The organism is Actinospica robiniae DSM 44927, from assembly GCF_000504285.1.
Lineage (GTDB): Bacteria > Actinomycetota > Actinomycetes > Streptomycetales > Catenulisporaceae > Actinospica > Actinospica robiniae.
On the sequence record NZ_KI632511.1, the window covers coordinates 2,024,289 to 2,049,012 of the forward strand.

12 protein-coding genes are annotated in these 24,724 nt (G+C 71.2%); 7 read left to right on the forward strand and 5 right to left on the reverse strand.

Annotation, left to right across the window (positions count from 1 at the left end):
• Positions 1 to 2: 2 nt before the first annotated feature.
• The 5 genes from ACTRO_RS08585 to ACTRO_RS43055 all read right to left on the reverse strand — a co-directional run bounded on the left by ACTRO_RS08585 (position 3) and on the right by ACTRO_RS43055 (position 13,958).
• Positions 3 to 4,745, reverse strand: coding sequence for a non-ribosomal peptide synthetase (locus ACTRO_RS08585; RefSeq protein WP_034262625.1), 4,743 nt, complete (start codon positions 4,743 to 4,745; stop codon positions 3 to 5).
• Positions 4,742 to 5,815, reverse strand: a complete 1,074-nt coding sequence (locus ACTRO_RS08590; RefSeq protein ID WP_034262627.1) for a MupA/Atu3671 family FMN-dependent luciferase-like monooxygenase — start codon at positions 5,813 to 5,815, stop codon at positions 4,742 to 4,744. Before ACTRO_RS08590 ends, ACTRO_RS08585 begins: the two co-directional genes overlap by 4 nt.
• An 11-nt stretch (positions 5,816 to 5,826) precedes the next feature.
• On the reverse strand, positions 5,827 to 10,971 hold the full coding sequence (locus ACTRO_RS08595; RefSeq protein WP_051450529.1) for a non-ribosomal peptide synthetase: 5,145 nt from the start codon (positions 10,969 to 10,971) through the stop codon (positions 5,827 to 5,829).
• 21 nt (positions 10,972 to 10,992) lie between these two features.
• On the reverse strand, positions 10,993 to 11,214 hold the full coding sequence (locus ACTRO_RS08600; protein WP_034262629.1) for an MbtH family protein: 222 nt from the start codon (positions 11,212 to 11,214) through the stop codon (positions 10,993 to 10,995).
• Between the two features lie 278 nt (positions 11,215 to 11,492).
• Positions 11,493 to 13,958, reverse strand: coding sequence for a DUF1906 domain-containing protein (locus tag ACTRO_RS43055; RefSeq protein ID WP_051450530.1), 2,466 nt, complete (start codon positions 13,956 to 13,958; stop codon positions 11,493 to 11,495).
• Between the two features lie 361 nt (positions 13,959 to 14,319).
• Between ACTRO_RS43055 and ACTRO_RS08610 the strand changes: the two genes are divergently transcribed.
• The 7 genes from ACTRO_RS08610 (at position 14,320) to ACTRO_RS08635 (ending at position 24,714) form a co-directional block, all read left to right on the forward strand.
• Positions 14,320 to 15,309 (forward strand): helix-turn-helix transcriptional regulator, encoded by a 990-nt coding sequence (locus ACTRO_RS08610; protein ID WP_034262632.1) that lies wholly within the window; start codon positions 14,320 to 14,322, stop codon positions 15,307 to 15,309.
• A gap of 312 nt (positions 15,310 to 15,621) precedes the next feature.
• On the forward strand, positions 15,622 to 15,792 hold the full coding sequence (locus ACTRO_RS47065) for a hypothetical protein (protein WP_157435975.1): 171 nt from the start codon (positions 15,622 to 15,624) through the stop codon (positions 15,790 to 15,792).
• A 10-nt stretch (positions 15,793 to 15,802) separates the two neighbouring features.
• Positions 15,803 to 16,123 carry a hypothetical protein gene (locus ACTRO_RS08615; RefSeq protein WP_034262634.1) on the forward strand — a complete coding sequence of 107 codons (321 nt, stop codon included), beginning with the start codon at positions 15,803 to 15,805 and terminating at the stop codon, positions 16,121 to 16,123.
• A 46-nt stretch (positions 16,124 to 16,169) separates the two neighbouring features.
• Entirely contained in the window at positions 16,170 to 16,970 is an 801-nt protein-coding gene (locus tag ACTRO_RS43060; protein ID WP_051450531.1) for a hypothetical protein, read from the forward strand.
• A 49-nt stretch (positions 16,971 to 17,019) separates the two neighbouring features.
• Positions 17,020 to 18,738, forward strand: coding sequence for a hypothetical protein (locus ACTRO_RS08625; protein ID WP_157435977.1), 1,719 nt, complete (start codon positions 17,020 to 17,022; stop codon positions 18,736 to 18,738).
• A 202-nt stretch (positions 18,739 to 18,940) separates the two neighbouring features.
• The gene (locus ACTRO_RS08630; protein ID WP_034262638.1) at positions 18,941 to 19,852 is read left to right on the forward strand and encodes a DUF4132 domain-containing protein; all 912 of its coding nucleotides are present in this window, start codon (positions 18,941 to 18,943) and stop codon (positions 19,850 to 19,852) included.
• Positions 19,849 to 24,714: a hypothetical protein gene (locus ACTRO_RS08635; RefSeq protein ID WP_034262641.1), complete on the forward strand. Its 4,866-nt coding sequence runs from the start codon at positions 19,849 to 19,851 to the stop codon at positions 24,712 to 24,714. Before ACTRO_RS08630 ends, ACTRO_RS08635 begins: the two co-directional genes overlap by 4 nt.
• The last annotated feature ends 10 nt before the right edge of the window (positions 24,715 to 24,724 follow it).

The window sequence follows — 24,724 nt, forward strand, 5'->3', positions numbered from 1 at the left end:
GGTCAGCGTCCCCGCAGTGACGGCGCAAGCTCGTCGACCAGCGTGTCCGGCGCGGCCACGGCGGCCGTGAGGATCCGCACGAGCCCGTTGGCCAGTTCCTGCGCGGTCTCCGGCCGGAAGAGCGCGGTGTCGTACTCGATGGCGCCGAGCACCCCGGCGGGGCCGCCGTCCTCATCGTGCTGGTCGACGAAGTGGAAGATCAGATCGAGACGGGCGACGTTCGCCGGCACCGGGTGGAACTCCAGTGCGGCGCCATCCAGCCGCGGATGCCCGAGGCCACCCGTGTCGAAGGCGATCAGGGCGCGGAAAGGCGCCACCATACTGGGTTCGCGCTCCGGGTGCAGCGCCGGCACCACATATTCGAACGGCAACTCCTGATGCTCGTAGGCGGCCAGGTCCGTGGCCCGCACTCGGGCCAGTAGCTCACGGAACGCAGGACGGCCGGACACGTCGGTGCGCAGCACCAGTGTGTTGATGAAGGCGCCGACCATGGGTTCGAGCTCTGGTTCACCACGGCCGGCCACGACCGTGCCGATCGGGATGTCGGTGCCCGCGCCGTAGCGCGAGAGCAGGACTGCCACCGCGGCCTGCACAGTCATGAAGAGCGTCGTGTCAGTCTCGCGGGCGAGATCGATCAAGCGCTGGTGCAGGTCCGCATCGAGGCACAGCGGCAGTTGCACGCCGACGGAGGAGAGGGCGTCCGGGCGCTCGAAGTCGTAAGGGAGCGCGAGCTCCTCGGGCATGCCGGAGAGCGTCGGCACCCAGTAGCCGAACAGTTCGGCGGCGTAGCTCTGCGGGTCGGCCGGGTCGCCGAGAAGCTCGCGCTGCCAGAAGACGTAGTCGGCGTACTGCACCGGCAGCGGCGCCCAGCCGGGCTCCTCGCCGTGCCGCCTGGCCGCGTACGCCTCGGCCAGATCCTGCCAGAACACCCGCGCGGACCAGCCGTCGCTGGCCACGTGGTGGATCAGCACCAGTAGAGCGCGCACGTCGCCACCGCAGTCGAGCAGCGTCACCCGGATAGGCGGCTCGACGGAGAGGTCGAAGACGTGTTCCGCCTCGGCGAGGATCAGTGCTTCGGATTCCTCGAGTGTGCAGGCGGATTCACGCCACGCGTCAGCCGGCAGCTCCTCGATCACGAGTTGGCCAGGCATGCCGTCAGTCTCCGGGAAGACCGTGCGCAGCGACTCGTGCCGCTCGGCGACGTCGGCCACGGCCAGCCGGAGCGCGGCGTGGTCCAGCGGACCGCGTACGAGGAGGCGGTAGGGCATGTTGAACAGCGCGTTCGGGCGACCGTCGGTCCGGCTGGCGAACCACAGGCCCATCTGGGCCGAGGAGAGCGGGAGCGTGGGTTGCGGCTCGGGTGCGAGCCCGCGCTCCCCGACGGCGCGGCGCACCAGCGGCGGCCGAACGCGGGCGGGGCGGGCGGGGGCGGCGCCCAACCGGGCGGCGAGCCGGGCCGGGGTGGGCGCCTCGAACAGGGCTTGGAGCCCGGGGTCGCGGCCGAGTGCCGCGTGAATACGCGCAGCGAGCCGAGTGGCCAGCAGCGAGTGGCCGCCGAGCGCGAAGAAACTGTCGTCGGGGCCGACCGCGGGCAGGCCGAGCACCTCGGCGAACAGTTCCGCGAGAGTCTGCTCGGCCGCGGTCATCGGCCTGGCCCCGATTGGGACATCGGAGGCGGCCGGTTCCGGCAGGGCGGCCCGGTCGAGCTTGCCCGAGGGTGTGAGTGGGAGCGCGTCGAGCACGACATACGCGGACGGGAGCATGTACGAGGGCAGATACTTGGCAAGCTGGGTGGTGAGCGCGGCAGTGTCGAGTGTTCCGGCGCTCGCCGCGCCCGTGCCGTTCGGGACGACGTACGCGATCAGGCGGCTCTCGCCGGTGCGCGCGTCCGGTCGAGCCAGCACGCCGCAGCCGCCCACGCCCGCGCACGAGGCGAGTACGGCTTCGACTTCACCAGGCTCGATCCGGAAGCCCCGTATCTTCACCTGCTGATCGGATCGGCCGAGGAAGTGGACGTCACCGTCGACGTCGTACCAGCACCGGTCTCCGGTGCGGTACATCCGGCCGCCGGGTACGGGCGCGAAGGGGTCGGCGACGAAGCGTTCCACGGTCAGCGCTCCCCGCCCGACGTAGCCGCGAGCCAGGCCGGCGCCAGCGAGGTAGAGCTCGCCGACGACACCGGCGGGCACCGGCTCCAGTCGCGCGTCCAGCACATAGGCCCGCTGGCCCGCGAGCGCGCGGCCGATGGCGGTGGCGGAGTCCGGGACCCCGGGCACGGGCTCGTGGCTGAGTGCGGTGACGGTCGTCTCGGTGGGTCCGTAGGTGTTGAGCAGGCGGGCCTTGGCGCCGCACTCGAACCAGGCGGCGACGGCGGCCGGGTTGACCGCTTCTCCCCCGATCACCACCAGGCGGACCGTCGGCGGAAGTTCGTGTCCTGAACTCAGGCTTCGTACGACCTCGTGCCAGTAGGCAGTGGGGAAACAGAGCACGGTCACGTCGTGGCGCCGCGCCGTGTCCATGAGCTCTGCGACGCTCGTGCGCGACGGGTCGCCGCCGAGGACGACGCAGCCGCCGGAGACGAGCGCGGGCAAGAGTTCCTGGAGGACGGCGTCGAAGCTGTACGAGGCGAACTGCAGCACACGATCGTCGGCCGTCGTCTGGTAGGACGCGGCCTGCGCGTGCACCAGCTGCGTCAACGCGCCCTGCTCGACGGCGACGCCCTTGGGGCGGCCGGTCGAGCCGGATGTGTAGATGATGTAGCCGAGGTCGTGCGGCGAACTCGCCACAGCCGCGGGCGCGCAGGACTCGGTCGGCGACGCAGCAGCGGGCGCGTCGAGTTCGATGCACTCGAGCCCGGTCGCGGACATGACGTGCGCCGTCTCGCCGGTCACGAGGGCGAGCGCGGCCATGCTGTCCTCGACCATCATCCGCAGCCGCTCTGCCGGGTACAGCGGGTCGAGCGGCAGGAACGCCGCGCCCGCCTTCAGCACGCCGAGCAGAGCGACCGGGAAATGGAACGAGCGCGGCAGACAGACGGCGACGACGCTCTCGCGTCCGACGCCGCGCGCGAGCAGTCCCGCAGCCAAAGCGTCCGACGCCGCGTCCAACTCGGCGTATGTCAGTGTACTGCCGTTGAAGACAACGGCCGGAGCCTGCGGCGTCGCGACGGCCTGCGCGCGAAAAGCCTCGGCCACCGGCAGCCCCGACTGCGGCCGGGTTCCCGCTGCCCAGCTCTCGACCAGCTCGGCGCGCCGCGCGCCCGGCAGCAGCGGCACCTGCCCGATCGGCGTCCGCCCACCGTCGCGCACCAGCAGCGGCACGAGCTCCAGGTAGGCCTCCAGCCAGCGGCGCACCAGCGCCGGGTCGAACAGGTCCGCCCGGAACTCGCAGTTCAGCCGGATCTCGCCGCGACGGTTGTTGCGCAGGATGAGCGCGAAGTCGTTCTCCTCGGCACCGGAGGAGAGCCGTTCGTGCCGGGCGGCCTCAGGCAGTTGATGAATGCTCTCCTGGCCCGGCAGGTACATGAACAGCCAGCGGATCAGCGGGCTGCGACCGGGCACGCGTTCCGGGTTCACATCCGCGATCACCCGCCCGATCGGCACGTCGGCGTTCTCGGCGAGCTCGCCGAACTCCGCCACGAAGGCGCGCACGAGCGAACCGAAGTCGTCCTGCGGGCGCAGCCGCCACCGCGTGGCCACCATGTTCATCACGTAGCCCACGACCTGGTCGAGACCGCGCGCGTGCCGGTTGGCCACCGGCGTGCCCACGACCACGTCGTACACGCCGGAGACGCGCGCCGCGAACACTGCGAACGCGGCGGTGAGCGCGTGGAAGAGCGTCGCCCCCTGCTCCCGCGCGAAAACCTCGACCGCGCGGATGAGCTCCTCGTCGACGAGGAACTCGAACTTCACCGCATCGAGCGCCGAGACGCCCGGCTCGCGCTGCACCCCGAGCGCGGGCGCGGGAGGCAGGTCGGCCAGATAACGGCGCCAGAACCCGAGCTGCCGATCGAAGACGCCGGCCGCCTCCAGCTCGCGCTGCCAGGCGGCGTAATGCGCATACTGCACTTCACTGCGCGCCGTGTCGTAGGGCGCGCCGTCGAGAATTGCCCGGTAGGCCTTGGCGAACTCGGTGTGCAAAACGTCGAAGGACCACCAGTCGGCGACCACATGGTGCAGGCTCATCAGCAGGACCCTGCGTTCCTCGTCGAGCACGACGAAGGTGGCCCGGATGAGGCGGTCGTTCTCGAGGTCGAAGGTGGCGCGGCGGAACTCGTCGGCGACCCGCGCGTACTCATGGTCCGCGTCCTTGCCATGCACCCGCAGGTCGACGTGCGCGAACGGCACACGCGCCGGATAGACGAGCTCCATCCGAAGCTCGCCGGGCGTCCCACGGACCGCACCGCGCAGCACGTCGTGCCGTGCGACGACGAGCTCGAGCGCCGCCTCGAGTCCGGCCGGATCCACCGGCCCGTCGAAGTGGTAGGCCGAGCAGAGATTGATCGCCGCGCTGTCCGGATAGAGCAGCTCGAACATCCTGAGGTCTTCCTGCGCCGGGCTCAACGGCGCAGGACCCTGATCAACACGCAGGGGCACGGCCCCGAGCGCGGCGGCGAGCGGCTGCCCGGAGGCGGCCAGCCTGCGCAGCAGCGCAATCCGCTGCTCGCTCGGCAACGCGGCCACCCGCTCGGCCAGCGCCGCCGGTCCGCCGGCAGCGGCGGCCGATCCGTCCATCTGCCCGCTCATCGGGTGCCCTCCTCATCCTCGAGCCGCGCGCGTACTTCGGCCAGCCGTTGCAGGGATTTGAGAACCTCGTCGTGTTCGAGGCCGAAGTCGACCAGGCAGGCGAGCTCGTCGCAGCCGAGCGCGCGCAGGTCCGCCATCGCCGCAAGGCAACGCTCGGGCGTGCCCAGCAGCGACCCCCAGGCCAGGTAGCGTTCGAACGCGAACTCGGCCATGGTCTCCTGCTGGGCGTCGCTCAACTCCGGGGCCGCGCCGTCCCCCGTGCCCACCTTGCTCGCGGCGGCCTGGCGCAGATACGTCTTGAAGTAGTCCTTCAGCGGCTGCCGGGCCTTGGCGCGCACCTCGGCCATGTCGTCCCCGACATACGCGTGCACCATCAGCGTCACCGTCCCCCGCGCGGGCGCGCCGAGCTGCTCCGGCGCGGCGGCATAAGCCTCGCGGTAGAGCGCGATCTTCTCGGCGAGTTCCTGCCTGGTTTGGCCGGGCGCAGCGGCCAGCACGCCGGTGCGCAGTTCCCCGGCCGTCTGCCAGGTGGCAGGGTTGCCCGAAGAGGTGAGCCACAAAGGTAGTTCGGCACGGTAAGGCGCGGGTCGCGGCCGCACCTGCACCGGGCTGCCGAGCCCGTCCGGGAACTCCGCCTCCTGCCCCGCCCACAATCTGCGGATCAAGCCGATCTGCCGGAACGCCTCGGCGCGGCGGTCGGCGAAGGAACCCGGCGCGAGCACGAAGTCGGTGGAGTGCCAGCCGGTTGCCACGGACAGGCCGACCCGGCCTCGGGAGAGGTTGTCAAGGACTGACCACTCTTCCACCGTGCGCAACGGATGCTTGAGCGGAAGCACTGCGCTGCCGGCCCTGATGTGCAGGCGCCGGGTCTCCCGGGCCAGCGCCGCGCCGAGCACGGCGGGTGCGGGGAAGACCTGGCCGAAATCCTGGAAGTGCCGCTCGGGCGTCCACACCGCACGGAAGCCGAGCCCGTCGGCCGCCCGGGCGCACTCGATCACCTGCTCGTACACGGCGGCGGCCCCGCCCGCTCCGGCACCCTGCGCGCCGAAGAACATGACACTGAGTTCCAAGGTTCGCTTCCTCACTCCTGGGGCGGCTCGGCCGCACGGTGGCGCGGACGGCGTGGCTGACGCGGGATCGCCGCGAGAACGGGCGCGGCCAGGGCTTGCTCCGCGAGGGAAAGCCCGGCCGCGTCGAGGTGCGCGGCCAGGCCGGCGACGTTCGGGGTGGCGAAGATCTGCGCGACGCTCAGGGCGCGCCCGGTGACCGCCTCGACCCGCGCGCTGAGCCGCAGCGCGCTGAGCGAGTCCCCGCCGAGCGCGAAGAAGTCCTCGTGCACGTACACAGCCCGGTCCAGGTGCAGTAGTTCGCGCCACACATCGGCGATCGCGGCCTGGGTCGGCGTGACCGGATCGGCCGACGCGGCGCTGGCGGCAGTCGCGGCGTCCCCGACTTCGACCTCGTACACAGGCGGCGGCAGCGCAGCCCGGTCCGTCTTCCCGGCCGCGTTCGTCGGCAGCGCGTCGAGCCGGGTGAACGACGCCGGGACCATGTAGGCGGGCAGCCGCTGCGCGAGGAACGCACGCAACACCGCGGCCTCGGTCGCCTCCTCGTCCGCAGGTGCCGAAGTCACGTACGCGGCCAGCACCGGCACTGCATCGGGCTCAGTCGGGCGGTGGATGATCACGGCCGCGTCCCGAACGGCCGGATGCGCGAGGAGCACCGCCTCGATCTCCCCGAGTTCGATCCGGTACCCGCGCAACTTGACCTGATCGTCGGTCCGGCCCAGGTATTCGATCGAACCGTCCGCGTCGAAGCGCCCGAGATCGCCCGTGCGGTACATCCGCGCGCCAGGCTCATCCGCGTGCGGATCGGCGACGAAGCGGACGGCGGTCAGCGCCGGGCGGCCGAGATACCCGCGGGCGACGGCCGCGCCGCCCACATAGATCTCCCCGCGCACCCCGGCGGGTACCGGCTCCAATCGTTCGTCGAGCACATAGACGCGCACACCCGCGACCGGTCGGCCGATGCGCACGGGATCGGCGCCCGCGAGCTCGCCCATGGTGGCGCAGATCGTCCCCTCGGTCGGCCCGTAGGCGTTGACCAGGCGCCGTCCCGGTGACCAGCGCGCGGCAAGCCCGGGCGCGACGGCTTCACCGCCGAGGATCAAGGTACGCAGATCTGGCAGCGATGCCGACGAGGCGGGAATCGACCCGGCGGCGGTCGGTGTGATCAGCGCGAGCGTGATGGCGCTCTCCCGCAGCCGCCGCGCGAGATCCGGGCCGACCCGCTCGTGGGCCGCGGCGATGTGCAGCGAGGCACCTGACGTCAGTGCTTTGACCATGTCCCAGATCGAGGCGTCGAAGGTGTGCGACGCCCATTGCAGGACCCTGTCGTGCTCGGTCACGTCGAAGGCATGCCGGAGCACGGAGGCGATATTCGCCAGGGTGCCGTGCTCGACGGCCACGCCCTTCGGCTCACCGGTCGTGCCGGACGTGTAGATCACGTAGGCGAGATCGCCGGGGGCGAGCTCGGGCAACGGCTCGGACGGGTCGGGCTCCTCCCCCGGCTCGTCGAGGACGAGCACCGGAAGCCCCAGCGCGCCGGCCCGATCCGCGGTCGCCCGGGTGGCGAGCACCAGAACGGCCCCCGCATCAGCGACGGTGAAGGACAGCCGCTGCACCGGACCCTCGGGATCCAGCGGCAGATACGCGCCGCCGGCCCGCAACACAGCGAGAAACCCGAGCGGCCCTGCTTTCGTACGCGGCAGGCAGCACGCCACCACGCTTTCGCGCCCGACGCCACAAGTGCGCAGCCGCCGAGCCAAAGCCGCAGACTCCTGCAACACCTGCTCATAGGTCCAGCGCTCGTCGCCGACGACCAAAGCGTCGGCCTGGGGAATACGCCACGCCTGCTGAACGAACAAGTCGGGCACAAGGGCCGCTGCATCGGCCGAAGGTACGGGCCCGCAAGCCACCGCGAGAGCGCGAGCACGCTGGTCGCCGCCGAGCATCGGCAGAGAGCTGATGGGCGTCTGCGCGTTTGTCGGCAGGGCGGCGAGCACAGCGGCGAAAGAGCCGAGCATGCCGGATGCAGCCGCGGCGTCGTACAACCCGACGGAGTATTCGAGCTCGATATCGAGCCCATCGCGCTCGGTCACCTCGAAGACGAGGTCGAACTTGGCCGCACCCACCTTCGGCAGACTGACCTTCGTCGTCAGGCCGGGCAGGTCGAACTCCGCGTCGAGGTTGTTCTGCAGGACCAATAGCGTCCGAAAGAACGGCGTGCGACCGACAACGCGTCGCGGACGCAGGGCACTGACGATCTCTTGGAACGACACGTCCTGCCGCGCGAAGGCTTCGAGCTCGGATTCCCGCGCACGGTCGAGCAGCGCGCGCACGATCGGATCATCGCTGACGCGAGTGCGCAGCACGACGGTGTTGACGAAGAAGCCGACGACCTCGTCCAGCGCGGCATCGCCACGACCGGCCGTGACCGTGCCGAGGACGACGTCGTCGGAGCTGCCTTGGAGCCGTGCGCTGACGATGACGAGAGCCGCATGCAGAACCATGAACAACGTGGCCCCATGATCCCGCGCGAACCGCTCAACGGCGCGGCGGGTCGCGGAATCGAGAGACACGGTGGCGACGGCGCTGCGCCGAGAACGCCGGCCGGCACCGTCGGCGGGCAGGTCGCCCTCGACGAAGTCGTCGGCGGGTAGGTCGGCGAGCGTGGACCGCCAGAACTCCAACTGGCGCTCGAACTCAGCGGGCCGCAGCGAGCGATCCCGTTCCTGCCACAGCGCGTGGTCGGCGACCTGGATCGGCAGCGGATCCCAAGCAGGCGCGCAGGCGTGGTGCGAGCGCGCGGTGTAGGCCGAGGCAAGGTCGCGCAGCAGCGGACGCATCGACCAGCCGTCGGCAGCGATGTGGTGCAGAACGATCAGCAGCGCATGCTCGGTGGCGGAGCACCGGAAGAGCGTGACCCGCACAGGCGTCTCGCTCAACAGATCGAAGGGCCGCGCGATCTCAGCGGCCACGGCGGCGTCGAGCACTGCCTCGTTCGCCGGCTCCCCCGACGGAGCTGCCGCAAGAGCCACTTCGGTCCAAGCCACGTCGGCGCGGTCGAGGACCTGTTGCTCCGGTGACCCGTCCGGCGACGCCGGGAAGATCGTGCGCAGAATCTCGTGCCGCCGGACGACGTCGTTGATCGCCGCCCGGAGTGCGCTGGTTGCGTCCCCACGGTCGTCCGTGCCGCCGTGCAGTGGGCCTGTTATCCGTATGAGCAGCGGCAGGTTGCTGCCCGGGCCCCCGTAGGTCTGGTCGTGCAGCCAGAGCCGTCGCGCCGCGGTGCCGAGCGGGATGCGGTCCGGTCGCGTCGGCGGCACCAGCGGCGCCAACGCCGGAAGCGACGGAAGCGACGGCAGTAGCGCTTGCGATGTGCGCTCGCCGACGCCGACGCCGACGCCGACGCCGACGGCCTCGGCCAGGCCGGCCACCGTCGGCGCGTCGAACAGGGTTCTGAGGTCGAGTTCGAGCCCGAGTTCCCGGCGGATCCGCCCGATCAGCCGCGCCGCTGTCAGCGAATGCCCGCCGAGTTCGAAGAATCCTTCGTCAACGGCCACCGCCTCCACCCCGAGCAGGTCCTGGAACAGCCGGCACAGCTGCCGCTCGAGCTGAGTTCTCGGCGCGCGAGCGTCGGCTCCGGTGCGCCGCGTCACCTCAGGTGCCGGCAGGGCAGCCCGATCGAGCTTGCCGTTCGCCGTCAGCGGCAGCGCAGCGAGACGTATGTAGGTCTGCGGAACCATATGGTCCGGCAGCGTCGCGCGGCAGTGCGCGCGCAACTCATCATCCGACAAACCGGGGCCGACGCCGCCATCGACGACGACGTAGCCGACCAGTCGTCCGTCCCACGCGCGCACGGCCGCACCGGCCACACCCGGATGAGCAGCGAGCGCCGCCTCGACCTCGCCCGGTTCGATCCGCATGCCGCGCAGCTTGAGCTGCTCGTCGCGGCGCCCGACGAACTCCAGCAGACCGTCCGCCGTCCAGCGGCCGAGGTCGCCGGTGCGGTACATCCGCGTGCCCGCCGGGCCGTGCGGGTCGGCGACGAAGCGCTCCGCCGTCTGCGCTGCGGCGCCGACATAGCCGTGGGCAAGCCCGTCGCCCGCGATGTAGATCTCGCCGACGACCTGAGCGTCGGTGATCTGCCGAAGCCGGGCATCGAGCACATACACCGTGTCGCCGGGGAACGCCGTGCCCAGCGGGATCGCCGGACGCTCGAGGTCTGCCTCGACGACGCGGTGGGCCGTGGAGAGGATCATGGTCTCAACCGGGCCGTACCCGTTCACCAGCCGCAGATCGGGCCGTCGTGCCAGGGCGCGCCGCACGTGCGCGACGGAAAGCGGCTCTCCGCCGGTCATCACCTGCGGGACCGCGGCCAGCGCATCCGGATGCTCGTCCACGAGATGGTTGAACAGGCTCGCCGCCGCGTACATGATCGTGACGCCGTGCTCCTCGATCAATGTCGCGATCCGGTCTGAATCAGGACGCTGGCCCTCCTGCAGCACGCAGGTAGCGCCGTTGACGAGAGCGCCCCACAGCTCCTGCGTGAAGACGTCCCAGGAGACCTGGGAGGCCTGCAACACCACCTCGCCGGGCCGGACGTCGCAGTACACGGTTTCAGCTACCGCCGCGATTACCGCGGAGTGCGGCGCGAGCACGCCCTTGGGGCGCCCGGTGGATCCCGAGGTGAACATCACGCAGGCCGCGGCGTCCGGCCGGACCTGCGGCGGCGTCCACTCCGGTACGGCTTGCGACGCATGCGGCACGCCGTCCGCCGCGCCAGCCGCGGCCGCGTCGATCAGGACACGCACAACCCCCGCAGCCACGTCACAGGAGTCGTACACGCCTGCGCGCGTCACCAGCACGGCGGCAGAGCTCTGCGCCACTACCGAGGCGAGCCGCGCCGCCGGGAAGTCGGAATCAAGAAGTGTATACGCACTGCCGGTCTTCATGACCGCGAGCGCCGCCACGGCCAAGTCGATGCCGCGTTCGAGCAGCACTCCCGCCACCGCACCCGGGCCGAGCCCGGCGGCGGCGAGTCGAGCGGCGAGCCGGTCCGCGGCGCGATCGAGCGCTCCGTAGCTCAGCCGCGCGCCCGCACCGTCGACCAGTGCGGTCACGTCCGGTTGCAGAGCCGCCCTGGCCGCGACGAGTTCGTGCACACAGCGATCCATGACGCCGCGTCAGCGCGCGGCCGCCGGACGGATGTCGGTCCAATTGCTTTCCACGTAGGCCAGGCACGCGGCCCGGTCCGCCGCCCCGTGCGCGATCCGCCACCCCGTCGGCACGGCCAGGTCGGCCGGCCACAGTGAATGCTGGGCCTGCTCGTTGACCAGCACGAGGAAGGCGCGGTCCTCGTCTTCGAAGGGGTTGGCCGTTGCCGCTCCGGCCTCATCCGTACCCAAGGTCCCCGCCTCTCGATCTCGCCGTGCTGCGTCACCCTCGTCACACCCGCCACGGCCGTGCTGTCTCATCACACTGATGGCGATTCGACACGTCTCAGAGCTCGTATAGTGTGCCATGGCGCGGCCCGAGGCAACAATGCAGAACACTGCGATAGCACACGGGCTTGGCGATATCGGCCCGCCGACCTGCGCCGACGGCTCCCGACACACCCGTGCGGCGCCGGACGCTCAGGAGCGTCCGGCGCCGGAGTGCGCGGTACTCGGTGCGGTTACCCGGTTTAGCGGAGGTGGTTGTATCCGGCGCCGGTGCCGGCGTTGGTGATGGCGTTCTGGTCGACCCCGACGCTGGTTCCGGTGTAGCCGGTGACCTGGGTGGGGTAGCCGGATTCGATCTGGTAGATGTTGCCGGTGGTCTCGCCGCGCAGCATGGTGTTGTCGGCGGGGTACATGCTCAGGTGGGTGTCCTCGGCGGTGGTGCCGGCGTTGTCGAGGGTCCATTCGTCGACGTAGGTGCGCGGGCCGATATCGGGGACGTTGGAGAAGCTCGAGACGTAGATCGGGGCTCCGCCGGCGACGATGTACACCCCTCCGCCCGGGCCGTCACCGAGCAGGGCGGTGCCGTCGGCCGGGGTGGCGCGCAGGTGGGTGTCTTCCGCGGTGCTACCTGCGTTGGTCAGGGTCCACTGGTCGACCGTGACGCGGTTGGCGGAGATGTGCGGGACGTCGGAGAAGGAGTGCACGTGGATCGGAGCGCCACCGGCCACGATGTACACGCCGCCGCCCGGGCCGTCACCGAGCAGGGCGGTGCCGTCCGCCGGGGTGGCGCGCAGGTGGGTGTCCTCCGCGGTGCTGCCCGCGTTGGTCAGCGACCACTGGTCGACGTAGACGCGGTTCGGAGAGATGTCGGGGACATCAGCAAAGGAGTGCACGTGGATCGGGGCTCCGCCGGCGACGATGTACACGCCACCGCCCGAACCATCACCAAGGAGGGTGGTGCCGTCGGCCGGGGTGGCACGCAGGTGCGTGTCCTCCGCGGTGCTGCCAGCGTTGGTCAGCGACCACTGGTCGACGAGGACGCGGTTCGGAGAGATGTCGGGGACATCAGCAAAGGAGTGCACGTGGATCGGAGCGCCACCGGCCACGATGTACACGCCACCGCCCGAACCATCACCGAGCAGCGCGGTGCCGTCGGCCGGGGTCGCGGACAGGTGGTTGTAGACGCCACCGGACCCTGCGTCGTCGATCGCGCTCTGGTCGACGATGACCCGGGCGTGGATGTCGGGGACGTCGGAGAAGGAGTGCACGTGGATCGGGGCGCCACCGGCGACGATGTAGACCCCGCCGTTGTAGCCCTCCAGCGCGGTGCCGTCGGCCGGGACCTGCGGCAGCGCATTGAGCTGCGCCTGAGTGATGTTCGTGTACGGCTGTGAGCCGCCGACGTTCGCCCAACTCGAGACGTAGATCGGCGCGCCGCCCGCGATCCGGTAGACCTGCCCGGTCTCGATCACGTTCACGAACGTCCCGTCCGCCAACGACGGCTTGGTCGATACGTCCATGTAGTCTTCGTCGATGCCGCCGCTGATCGAGTACCCGCCGTACGACGGCGTGGCGTTGCCGGCGTACTGGTGGATGCGCTGGTGATTGGCGAAGTCGCCGCTCGGCACGTAGGAGTCGCTGGCGGTCGCCTGGCCGTTCCAGTGCGCGACGTCGACCATGTCCGGCAGCGTCTCGCTGCCCAGGTTGTTGACCAGGTCGGCGATGCCCGACGCGCCGCTGCTGTACTCGCCGGCGAGATATCCCAGCGAGTGCAGCTTGGTCGTCCACGACGAGGCGAAGGTCAACGCGGCGCTCGTGCCGCCGGAGGAGTACGCCTCCATGTCGTAGAAGATCGGGGTGCCGGTGCCGAACCCGAGCGCCGACGCCTCCGACGCGGCGTCCTGGGCGGAGCTCACGGCCGCGGACGAGGCGGTCGAGGCGGAGAAGGTGGAGCACGACACGCAGCCGGAGCTGACGTCGGGGTCCTGCGGACCGACGTACATCAGGTAGAAGTGCCAGCCCGCGTTCGCCAGCGTCGAGACCCAGCTCGCGGTCAGGTTGGCCTGCGAGCACCCGCGGTTGACGCCGCCGATGTAAATCCCGATCGCGCTGTAGGGCGAGTTCGCCTTCCAGGCGTTCATCGTGGTCAGGCTCGGAGCGTCGCAGGCGTCGAAGGCCTCGCCGGTGAAGGTCGTCGCGCTGGACGGCTGCGCCGCGGTCTGCGGCTGCACGGCATTCGCAGTCGCGAGCGGGCTCGCGCTCGACGTGGATAGCCCGGCGGAGCTCAGGATGGAGGAGACCTGGCCGAAGTCCGGACCGTAGCCGCCGGTCACGGTGATGCCCGGCGCGGTGGCGGACACCTCGTGGCCGACCGAGTCCACGTGCGTCCGCACCGGGGCGTTCGCCGGCCCGGGGCCGACCAGCAGCGCCGCGGTCTTGCCGCGGGCTCGGGCCGAACAGTCCTGGGTGTCGCTGGGGGCGCCCAGGTAGAGCGCGTGGCGGGAGAAGTCGACGCACGTGTGCGGCGAGTTCGCCAGGTCGATCACCGGCCAGGACTTCGGGACGGTGAACTGGTAACCGCGATAGCTCACGGTCTGCTGCGATGCCGTGGCCGCGTCGGCGGCGGAGGCCGTGGTGCCCGCGACCACGAGGGCCGCGAGCGCGGCCGAGGCCGCGACCAGCGTTCGACCTATTCCGGTTCTCGTCATGTTCGTTCCCTGCTTTCCTGGTGTACGTGCGGAGGCGTGGCGCGATGCCGGAGTCGATGATCAAAGCGCTGATACTGATGCGGTGGCGGGACCGCCCGCGGGGTGCCGCGCAGGGCTCTGATTCGCCTCGGCCAGAGCCATGTTCGCCCGCGCGGCCCGGTTCGCGGAAGCACTCCGACCTGGCATAAACCGTCCCTGGCCTGGACGTTTTATGCCAGCGCGGCAACCGCGCCGGTGAACGGCGCCGCAATGCAATCAGCAGATGGACGGACGTGGACGCTATGGAAGACCTCTGAGATAATTCCGGCGGGCGGCGGCACGCGTGCAGACCGGGCTGCTTGGGGCAGTGGGGAGAAGAATCTTGTTGTCGGCATTGGGTGTCTCGGAGACGGCCGAACAGGTCTACGTGGCGATGCTCGCGCAGCCGGACCTCGGCGTGGAGGGCCTGGCCGCGCAGCTCGATCTGACCGAGGCCCAGGTGGGCGAAGCCCTCGACGACCTGTTCGCCCTGTCCTTGGTGCGCGAGTCCTTCGACCGGCCGGGCCGGCTGCGCGCGCTCGAGCCCGAGATCGGCCTGCAGGCGGCGCTCGCGCGCCAGCACGAGGAGCTCGTGCGGCGCCAGCAGCAGGTCGCCGCCGGCCAGGCCGCCGTCGCCCGGATGCTCGCCGAACACGCCCGGGCCGCCCCTCGGCCGGCCGGGGACTCCGGGGTCGAACACCTGATCGGCATGGACGCGGTCCAGGGCCGGCTCGAGCGCTTCTCCCGCGATACCGAATCCGAGGTGCTCACCTTCATGCCCGGCGGCGCCCAGTCCGCCTCCGCGCTCGAAGCGGCCTGCGAGAACGACGCCCGGCTGCTCGCGCGCGGCGTGTCCATCTGCACCGTCGGCCAGGACAGCATCCGCAATCACGCACCGACGCTGGCCTACGCCCAGTTCCTCGCCGATCACCACGCCGAGTTCCGCACCGCGCCGATGCTGCCGCCGCGGATGATCGTGATCGACCGTCGCAGTGCCCTGGTGCCGCTGGATCCGGCCGACACCCGCAAGGGAGCCCTGCACCTGACCGCCCCGGGCACCGTCGCCGTCCTGCTCGCCCTGTTCGAACAGGTCTGGGAGACCGCCGTCCCGCTCGGCGCCGACCGCACCCCCGACCGGGAGAGCCTGACCGCCATCGAGCGCGGCCTGCTCACCCTGCTAGCCCGAGGCCTGACCGACGAGGCGGCCGCGGCCCGTCTCGCCGTCTCCCCGCGCACCGCCCGGCGCCTGATGGCGGAACTGATGGAGCGGCTCGGCGCCACCAGTCGCTTCGAGGCCGGTCTCAAGGCCGCCCGGAGCGGCTGGCTCCCCTAAGCCGTGCCCTCGAACTAGGGCCTGTGCCCCGGAACTGGCGTCAGATCGGGCCGCGACGCCCGTCACGCACGCTCGCCGCAGCACACGGGCCAGCGCACGGACCAGCGTTGACCTGCGCCGTTTCGGCCGTGGCCGGAAGCGTCCGGGCTGGGGACGGTTTATGCCAGGCTCCGGACCTTCCGCCGGCGGGCCGCGGCGGGCGAGGATGGGACTTGCCGGGGAAGCCCGGGGCCGCACTCGGGCGAGATCGCCCGATCCGGGCCGCGTCGATCCCGATCAAGAATTCCTTCTCGCCGAAACCGGGGTACCCCCATGCCTGCTTCCCGACGTATCAGAACTCTGACCACGGCGCTGCTGGCCGCGGCCGCCCTCGGTACCGCCGCCGTCGGCGGGATCGACGCCGCGCACGCGTCGCACGCGCCCCGTTCCGCCGCCGCGGCGCCGTCGGACGATTCCACGCCCGACGGCCTGATCTGGGACTAGATCCTCTTCCATGCGCCTGTCGCTGATCACCCTGTACCCGCCGGCGAACGCGGCCGGCCCGGGTCCGAGCGCCGCGGTCGTCGTCGACCTGCTCTGGGTGGTGGCCCTCCCGCAGGACAAAGTCGAGCACATCTCCGTACGCGCCGCACCCGAACGCATCCAGGTCGGCGTGTTCACGACACTCCCGGACCGGGAGGCCGCCCTGGCCGCCGTCGGACTGGCCGCCCGCGCCTGTGCGTGCTCGGCCCTGCTGTCCGGCTGGACCTGGATCGCCCCGGGCCATGCACACGAAACCGGGCCGCCGATCGCCTCCGCGCCCCCCGAAGACTGAAAGGGCTGATCCACTCGTGAACCTCGTCCGCCGACCCCGCCGCCGTATGACGGCGATCGCGCTCGCCACGGTAGCCGCGTGCGGCGCCTGCGCGGCGGTAATCCTCGCCGCCGGCGCGGGAGCCGCCACCGCCTCGTCGAGCACGGCGCGGAAGCCACTCGCCCCCGCCCTGAGCACTCCACCCGTGGCCACTGCCTCCGCCGCGCCCGCGACGTCCGTCGCCGTCACGCCGACGAGCTCGCTCGGCGGCGGCGCCGCGAAGACTCCGTCCGGCGGCACCAAGCCGGTCACGCCGGCCGCCACCCGGTCTGCGCTCGCCCCCTCGCAGCTGCCCGCCTTTTCCGGTGAGCAGTGGGAGTCCGCGGGCGCGCTGAGCGTCCGCACCGTCACCGGGCACACGATCACCGAGAACGAGTGCGCGGACGTGCCGGGCGCTACCGTATGGACCCAGCAGGGATTCTCCGGCGGCGACGGGAAGAACCCGGCCATCGAAGACGCCTTCGACTTCCCCGACGCGGCTGCGGCACAGCGGGCCTACGCCCGGTTCACCGCCGCGATGGCCGATTGCCAGACGACCACCCGGGCGTATCAGAGCAAGAACGGCGTCACGCCCGACGCCGTGGTCCGGCAGACGGCCGCGCTGCCGCACGCGCTCGCCTGGTCCCGGACCTGGACCGGAGTCGAGGGCATGTCCGCCGAGGGCCCGCAGACCAACCACGTCTACGTGGCGACGGCCGGCAGCCGGCTGATCGTGCTGCAGTTCACCGAATTCCCCGGAGCCACCGCGCCGTACGCGATCTCCGGCGATCCCCAGACCCTGGCCATGCTCGCGGGCAAGACCGCGTAGCCGGGCCGGAAACCGCACCACCGTCCACTCACTCGAAAAGGACTCATCGATGTCGCCATCCTCCACTCGCGGCGCCCGCGTACGCGCCGGCGCAGTCCTGGCAGCCATGACCGCGGCCTGCGTGATCACGGTCATCCCCTCGTCCTCGGCCAGCACCGGATACGGCCCGGCCAAACCCCTCGGCACCAACGCCACCACCAACGGCTCGCTCGGCCCGTCGACCTTCCTGGGCGCCGAGACCCGCGGCCAGATCATCGGCCGGGCCAGGGACTGGATCCAACAGGGCGTCATGTACAGCGACACGCAGAACTCCGACGGCTCCGGCGACTGGAACTACTGGTCGGACTCGCAGACCGGCGGACCGTACCGGCAGGACTGCTCCGGCTTCGTCTCCATGGCCTGGGGCCTCGGCTCCTCGCAGGCCTCGTTCACGATCGACGCGTCCCCGTACTCGACGATCACCGACTCGAACATCACCAGCGACAAGAACATCGACGACGGCGACGCCCTCGACTACCACAACGACCACATCGTGCTGTTCGACCACTGGACCGACACGAGCGGGCACTTCGCCTATGACGCGGAGCACACCCAGGGCGAGGTCACCGACCAGCGGACCAGCAGCGTGTACGGCAGTTCCCTGGAGGGCTACGCGCTGAGCGACTTCGAGGCCCTGCAGCGCTCCAGCGTCGTGGCGCCGTCGTTGGCGGACGGGACGTTCGTGGACGTGATCGAGACCGGGCAGGTCTACCGGATCGCGGGCGGCGCGCCGATCTACGTCTCGAGTTGGGCGAACGTCGGCGGCTCACAGCCGTACACCTACATCACTCAGGCGCAGCTCAATGCGCTGCCGCAGGTCCCGGCCGACGGTACCGCGCTGGAGGGCTACAACGGCGGGGTCTACATCGTCGCCGGTGGCGCCCCGATCCACGTGCACTCCTTCTCCGACGTCCCCGACATCCACGCCCGGGTCATCGTCGACCAGAGCGCGATCGACGACGCAGGGTCCGGTGGCGTCTACAACCACCTGTCCGCGACCCCGGCCGACGGCACCGCGCTGCTCGGTGACGGACCCGGCGGCGGGGTCTACATCGTCGCCGGCGGAGCCCCGATCCACGTGCACTCCTTCTCCGACGTCCCCCACATCTCCGCCAACCGCGTCACGGTCGACCAGTGGACCCTGACCAACGCTGGCAGCACCGCCGAAGACACCCACCTGCGCGCCACCCCGGCCGATGGTACTGCGCTCCTTGGTGATGGTTCGGGCGGCGGCGTGTACATCGTCGCCGGCGGAGCCCCGATCCACGTCCACTCGTTCTCCGACGTCCCCGACATCTCCCCGAACCGCGTCTACGTCGACCAGTGGTCGATCACGAACGCGGGCAGCACCACCGAGGACACCCACCTGTCCGCCACTCCCGCCGACGGCACCGCCCTGCTCGGTGACGGCCCGGGCGGAGGGGTGTACATCGTCGCCGGCGGAGCCCCGATCTACGTCTCGAGCTTCTCCAACGTCCCCGACATCGGCCCGCGCACCTACGTCGACGAATGGACCCTCGACAACGCCGGCACCACCGCCGAGGACACCCACCTGAGCATGTACCCCGCCGACAACACCATGCTGCGCGGCGAGACCACCGGCAACATCTACCAGATCGAATCCGGCTACCCCACCCAGGTCACCGGCTACACCGGAACCAGCGTCGGGGTCGACCAGAACGCCATCACCAACGCCGGCACCGGCGCCGGATACAACCACCTCCGCTAAACCGAGTAGCAGACAACTGAGACCCCGATAACGCGGCGGGCCGCCGCATCCGACGTCATCGTCGGATGCGGCGGCCCGCCGGTGCGTCATACGACCACGACGAGGGCGCGGCAGAAGTTGTCGGCGTGGTCCGCTAACGTCCTCTGCCATCGGGCCCCGGGTATCCGGATCCGAACTCGAGGAGAGCAGAGGTGGGGCGGGCATGGGCTGGGTGCGGACCGCGGACGACGGCTATGAGCTGGCCGTCGAGGAGGGGAAGCTGGTCTGCCGCAACGCAGCCGGCAAGCGCCTGCGCTCCATACCCAAGCAGGTCAAGGAGGATCCCGCCGTCCTCGAGTTACGCCAGCTGGTCGAGTGGCTCACCCGGCACGCGGCCGAGTGCCGCGAGCAGGCCGAGCGCTGGCTGGTGCGCTCCCTGCCCGTGCCGGCCGCACTGATCACGCGGATCTGGCCGGACGAGGCCTGGCAGACGGTGCTCAAGGACCTGGTCGTCGTACCCGTCCTCGACGACGGAGCGGAGAGCGCGGCCGGAATCGGCGCCTGGGACACGGCCCGGGCCGGCTTCCTGCGGGCTGCGGACGCTCGCGGACTCGGCGTCGTCGACCTCGACGGCGAGAGCGTGCGCATCACCGCCGAGCGGATCGCGATCCCGCATCCGGTGCTGCTGGCGGACCTGGCGGATCTGCGCGAGTTCGCCGTCGAGCTGAATCTGCGTCAGTCCGTGGACCAGCTCTTCCGCGAGACCTGGATCCGGCCCGCAGGCATCGAGGCCCAGGCCGTGCAGTTCGAGGAGTACGCGCGCGGGCGGTATCCCGAGCTCAGGCAGCTGGCTCAGCGGGCCCTGGCCTTCGGCTACCAGGTGCGCGGCGGCTATGCGGTCTGCCGCGTGCACGAGGCCGGCGTCGGCATCGAGGCGCGCGTGTGGGTCGGGGCCGAAGATCCCTATTCCCAAACCGAGACAGGCGCCTTGGAGTTCGCGGACGGCGCCGGGCGCCGGCTTCGGTTGGTGGAGGTCGGACCGGTGGCCTGGTCCGAGGGTGTGCGTCTGGCCGCCGCGCTCTACGCCGGCCGGACCGTCCAGGAGTCGAACGCCGGCTCGGAGGCCGGGCAATGAGCAACGAGATCACCGAGGCCCTGCTCGAAGCCGGCGCGGTCACTCCGGCCGGCACCCCGCTCGGCGAGCGGAGAGACGCCCTCACCGCGCGCGCCTATCAGCACCGTGCCCTCGACGGCCGGACGGTGGTGCGGCTGACGCCGGCCAAGCTCGGCCCGGCCGAGGACCTGACGATGAACTTCCTCGGGTTCGACGAGCCGATCGAGAGCACCGAGGTGGGCGTCGTGCGCCAACAGGCCCTGGGCTTCCCGGCCTGGGCGCTCGTGCACGACCCGGCCAACGGCCACCACGCGCTGGCGCTGGTCAAGGACATCGAGAAGCTCTCCCGGCGGGCCAAGTCCAAGCCGGGCAACGCGAAGGACGGCTTCGACGCGCTCGCCCGCACGCTCGAGGTCGCGGTGCCGCACTTCCTGCCGACCTTCTACGAGCAGGCCGCGCGCGCGTTCCTCGCCGTGGAGAACGCCACGTATGCGTCCTCGTACTTCACCCGGGCGCGCGAGGCCGAGAAGGCCTACGGGCTCGCCGTCGACGAGGACGCCCAGGCCGCGTCGTTCCTGGAGTTCGCGCTCGCCGGCGCGCTCAGCGCCAAGTCGCTCACGGCCTATGCCAAGGCCCTGGCGGAGCGCTGCACGCCGCAGGAGGCGTACGCCCGGTTCAAGCGGATCTGCATCGAGCGGGTGGCCGGTGGCCTGCCGCCGTACACGGCGATGCCGAAGGATCTCAAGAGGCTGGCCAAGGCGGCGAAGCTGGACACGGCCGTGGAGGACGCCGCCGTGGCCGCGGAGCTGCTGCCGCTCGCCGCGACGGGCAAGGCGGCCTCGGGCTTCTGGACGACCTACAAGCCGATCCTCGTGGCCGCGGGCAAGGCGGACCCGCAGGTGCGTGGTCTGATGCTGGCCCTGCTGCCGACGATGGGCAGCGAACTGGCGCACGTCGCCGACCACATCTGGCTCGGCATCCTCGAGGAGAGCGGCGCCACGGCCGGCCTGACCGAGCCGGTGGCGCAGCTCGCGTCCGACGAACTGCCCGCCGACGGCGCGGCCGGCTGGCTCAACCGCTTCGTCCGGCATGCCAACCGGTCCAACCACTGGCGCCACTACCGCAGCACGACGGACTCCGTCCGCGGGCTCATTCCCCTGGTCGGGCGGATGGCGGCTCGGCTGCAGGCCGAGAACGCCGAGCTGGTCCTGTGCGAGTGGGAGCGCGCCGACATCGACCTGATCGATCTGTGTCTCTCGCTCGGGCTGCGGGTATCCGACCCGGCGAAGCCGTTCGACTTCGCGCTGACCGAATGGCTCCAGCGCGACCAGGTCCGCGACCTCGCGGCGTTCGCCGCGGACGCGCGGTTCCGGCCCCGCGTCCACCAGGCCCTCGTGCAGCTCACCTACGAGCCCGTGGATCAGAACACGACGACCGACACTCCCCTGTTCAAGCTGGCGCCGAAGGTGGTCGCCGCCGAGGGCCTGCGCAGCGTGCTGAAGGACGTCCTCGACTCGTTCGCCGAGAAGACCGTCGCGGCCGGGCTCGCGGACCTCGACCGCTACACCGGCCTGTGGCTGCACATCGGAGCGAGCGAACTGCAGGCGGTGAACCCGGACGCGTTCCAGCGCGTCCTCGACCTCGATGTCGCGCCCTACCTCGGGCACGCGCTCAGGGCCGGCATCTTCGACGAGTACGGCTGGCCGGCGCTCGAGCAGGCCTGCGCGAAGCTCACGCCGGAGAAGCGGGACAAGCGACCCCAATGGACGCTCGTATCGCAGTGGCCTTACCTGATCGTGCGGGAGGGGCGCGAAGTCGCCGTGGTCGGCCACGAGGGCATCGTGCTCGAACACCGGCTGCAGTTGCCCGGCCAGAACGACAACCGGTACGAGCACGTGCACTTCGTCGACGGCCAGCTCCTGGTCAGCTGGTTCAACTGGCGCAACAGCGGCGGGTACTGGAGCGGCGATCCCGCGCTCGTCTTCACCGACCAGATCCCGCCCTTCGTCGGACGCGCGGAGGATTCGCTGCCGTTGCCCGGTGGCGGCCGCTCGTTCGGCGGCCGGCCGCTGACGGCCGGCTCGACCTCGTGGACGACCGGCGGCATGCTCGCTTCGGACGGCGAGCGCTTCTGGATCTACGCGCAGATGGACCCGACCGCCCAGCAGCGCCCGATTCCGCACACCTGGCACGAATTCGAGCCGACCGCGGGCAGGCGCGGCGCGGTGAGCCTGCCGAAGTTCTTCGAACAGGGCGAGAGCGGGGGGTCCACCCTGCTCGCCGACCAGTGCTGGCTCGTTCCGGCTCCGGCCGGTCTGGAGCACGGCCCGCTTGGCGTCGCCGACGGTCTGCTCGGTGCCAGGCTGCGCAAGCAGGCTGACGGCACCGTTCTGTGCACGCGCATCGACGGCCGCGAGGTCGTGATCCCGCGATCTCAGTACGCGTGGTCGAACGCGCCGGTGTACGGGCTGCTCGACACACCCGGCAAGCCCGCCGCGCAGGCGGTGTTCAACGACGAGACGTTCCACCTCGTAGCCGATGGCAGCCGCCGGACCGCGAGGTTCGCGTTCGGCAACCAGCGCCCCGCGTACGCGCGGGGCACGTCGGTGATCCCGCCGTTCCGGTACTGGAGCCTGCTGAGCGTGCGCGACGAGGCAGGCTCCGCCGCGCTGCGCGAGATGCCGGACGCGCTGGCCGCGGCCTTGCTGCAGGCCGGTGTCGCCGACGTCGACGCCGACCGCGAAGCAGTCCTCTTAACAGTCTTCGCAGCCGTCTCCGAGTACCTGCCGCAGGTGACGCACAAGCGGCTGCGCGTGGGCATCGCCGGGTACGTCGATGTCGCAGCGGCCTGTGTCAGGCGGATCGAGAAGCTCAGGGTCAGGCTCGCGGTCGGAGACCCGAAGCCGATGCCGCGCGGTCCGCAGGTCCCCTGGGACAGCAGCTTCTTCCGCATCCGCAACGGCGTCGTGAACGGGCTGAGCTCGCAGATGAGCGCCCCGCAGCGGTGGGACGTGCTGGCGGCGGTGCGGGACCTGGGCCGTGCGCTCATCGCAGAGCCCTGGGACGAGGAGACACGGAAGCTCGCCGGGAGCCACCAGCAGATGTGGAACGAGCTGACCGAAGTGCTGCTTCGCCTACCCGCGCTCGCGCTGCGCGCCGTCTCGCCGGCGTTCGACGACGAGGCCCGCGCGGCCATGCTCACCGTGCTCGCGGAGATCGACGCGAGCGGGCTCGCCGCGCCCGAAGCCGCAGTGCGCCGGGTCGAGCTGACGCCGGAGGATGCGAAGGCGGCCTGGCCCGCGTATGGGCACGGCTTCGATACCGCCCACGGCCGGGTGCTCCTGCTCGGCGTGTACCAGTCCCGCACCGGCGTGAAGATCCAGCGGGCCTTCGAGTTCAGCCGAGACGGGCGGTTCGAGGCGGTGCCGGGCTGGAAGATCCTCGAGGAGGAGCGATCCGACCCCTGGGCCCGGCAGGCCGCGCTCGGCCGCTTCGTGGAGCTGGCCCGGGAGCGCGGGCCGGTCATGCCGGACCCGGCGGCGGCCGAGCGCCTGAGCGAGATGACCGGTCTCAGCCTGCTGCGCGCGAAGAACGTGCTCACCGGACTGCCGACCCTCGCCCTCGACAACTACGAGAAGTTCTCCGCCGAACTGCTCACCCTGCTCGGCACCAAGCAGACCGAGCTGCTCGCCGCCGGCCGCCGGTTCGAATCGCACCGGCTGCACCCGGTTACGGTCGGCCGTCTGCTCAGCACGCTGATGCCGCCGACGCCCGAGGCGCTGTGGACCTCCGGCCCGCTGGCGGAGGCCGTCGGCGAAGTCTGGGTCAAGTATTTCGGCCGGCTCGAGCCGCTGCCCGAGTGGCTGCGCGAGCTCGCGGCGAAGGAGTCCGGCCCGTCGCTGGTCCAGGGACTGCTGAGCCTCAACCTGAAGGCCGCCTTCAGCGCCGAGGACACCCCGGGCAGCAGCGCGCTCGCGGAAGCGCTCGGCGCACTGATCTGGCTGGCGTACGCGCTGCCGGTCGGCGATCCGCTGCGCGCCCGGCTTCCGCAGGCCCTTGACCTGCTGCGGCAGCACGTCGCCGGGCCGGACTACTCCGTCGTGGTCGCCGGGATGAGTAAGCAGGACGTGCCCCCGCTGATGAACCTCCTCGGGCTCGAACTGGTCGAGACGAACGGCAAGCTGACCGCCGGGCCGCTGCTCTTGAGCGACCATAACAGCTGGTGGTCGCAGATCCGGCTGCGGCCGAGCCTGCTGCGCGGACCGGACGACCCGGTGCTGCGCTACTTCGCCGAGCCCACGCCAAATCAGGAGCCTGACGCCGTCGCGCTGTCGATGATCCTGGGCAAGGAGCTCGACCGCCTGCTGGCCGCAGGCACCGACGCGCCCGGCACCGCCGTCGAGCCCGGGAGGAGCACGCCCTATGCGGCGCAGGACCCGACCGGCTCCGTGCCGGACCTCGTCGCCGAAGTCGCCGCCCGGTATGCGATCAGCGAGGACGCCGCCGCGCTCTATCTCATGGTCCTGGCGCTGCCCGACCCCACGGACCGCAACCAGGCTCGGTGGCTCGGATGGAAGCCCGCCCGGCTCAAGGCCGCGCGCACTGAACTGGCCGCCACCGACCTCGTCATCGATGGCGCCCGCCCGCGGGCGGCCCGCACGCTGTTCCTCCCCGGTCCGTGGTATGCCCTCAGCTCGCCGCACCTCCCGCTGGAGAGCTGGAAGTGCGCGCCCCTCGGCGTCAGCGACGAGGGCCGGGTCCAGTTCGGCCGGGCGCTGCCGCGTATTCCGGTAGCCGAGCTGTACCGCGCCGCCTGGCAGCGGATCCTCGACGGGGACGCCCCCCGGTACGAGGAGCTCGCCTCTCCGCGCGGCCGCCGGTGACCGACCTCGA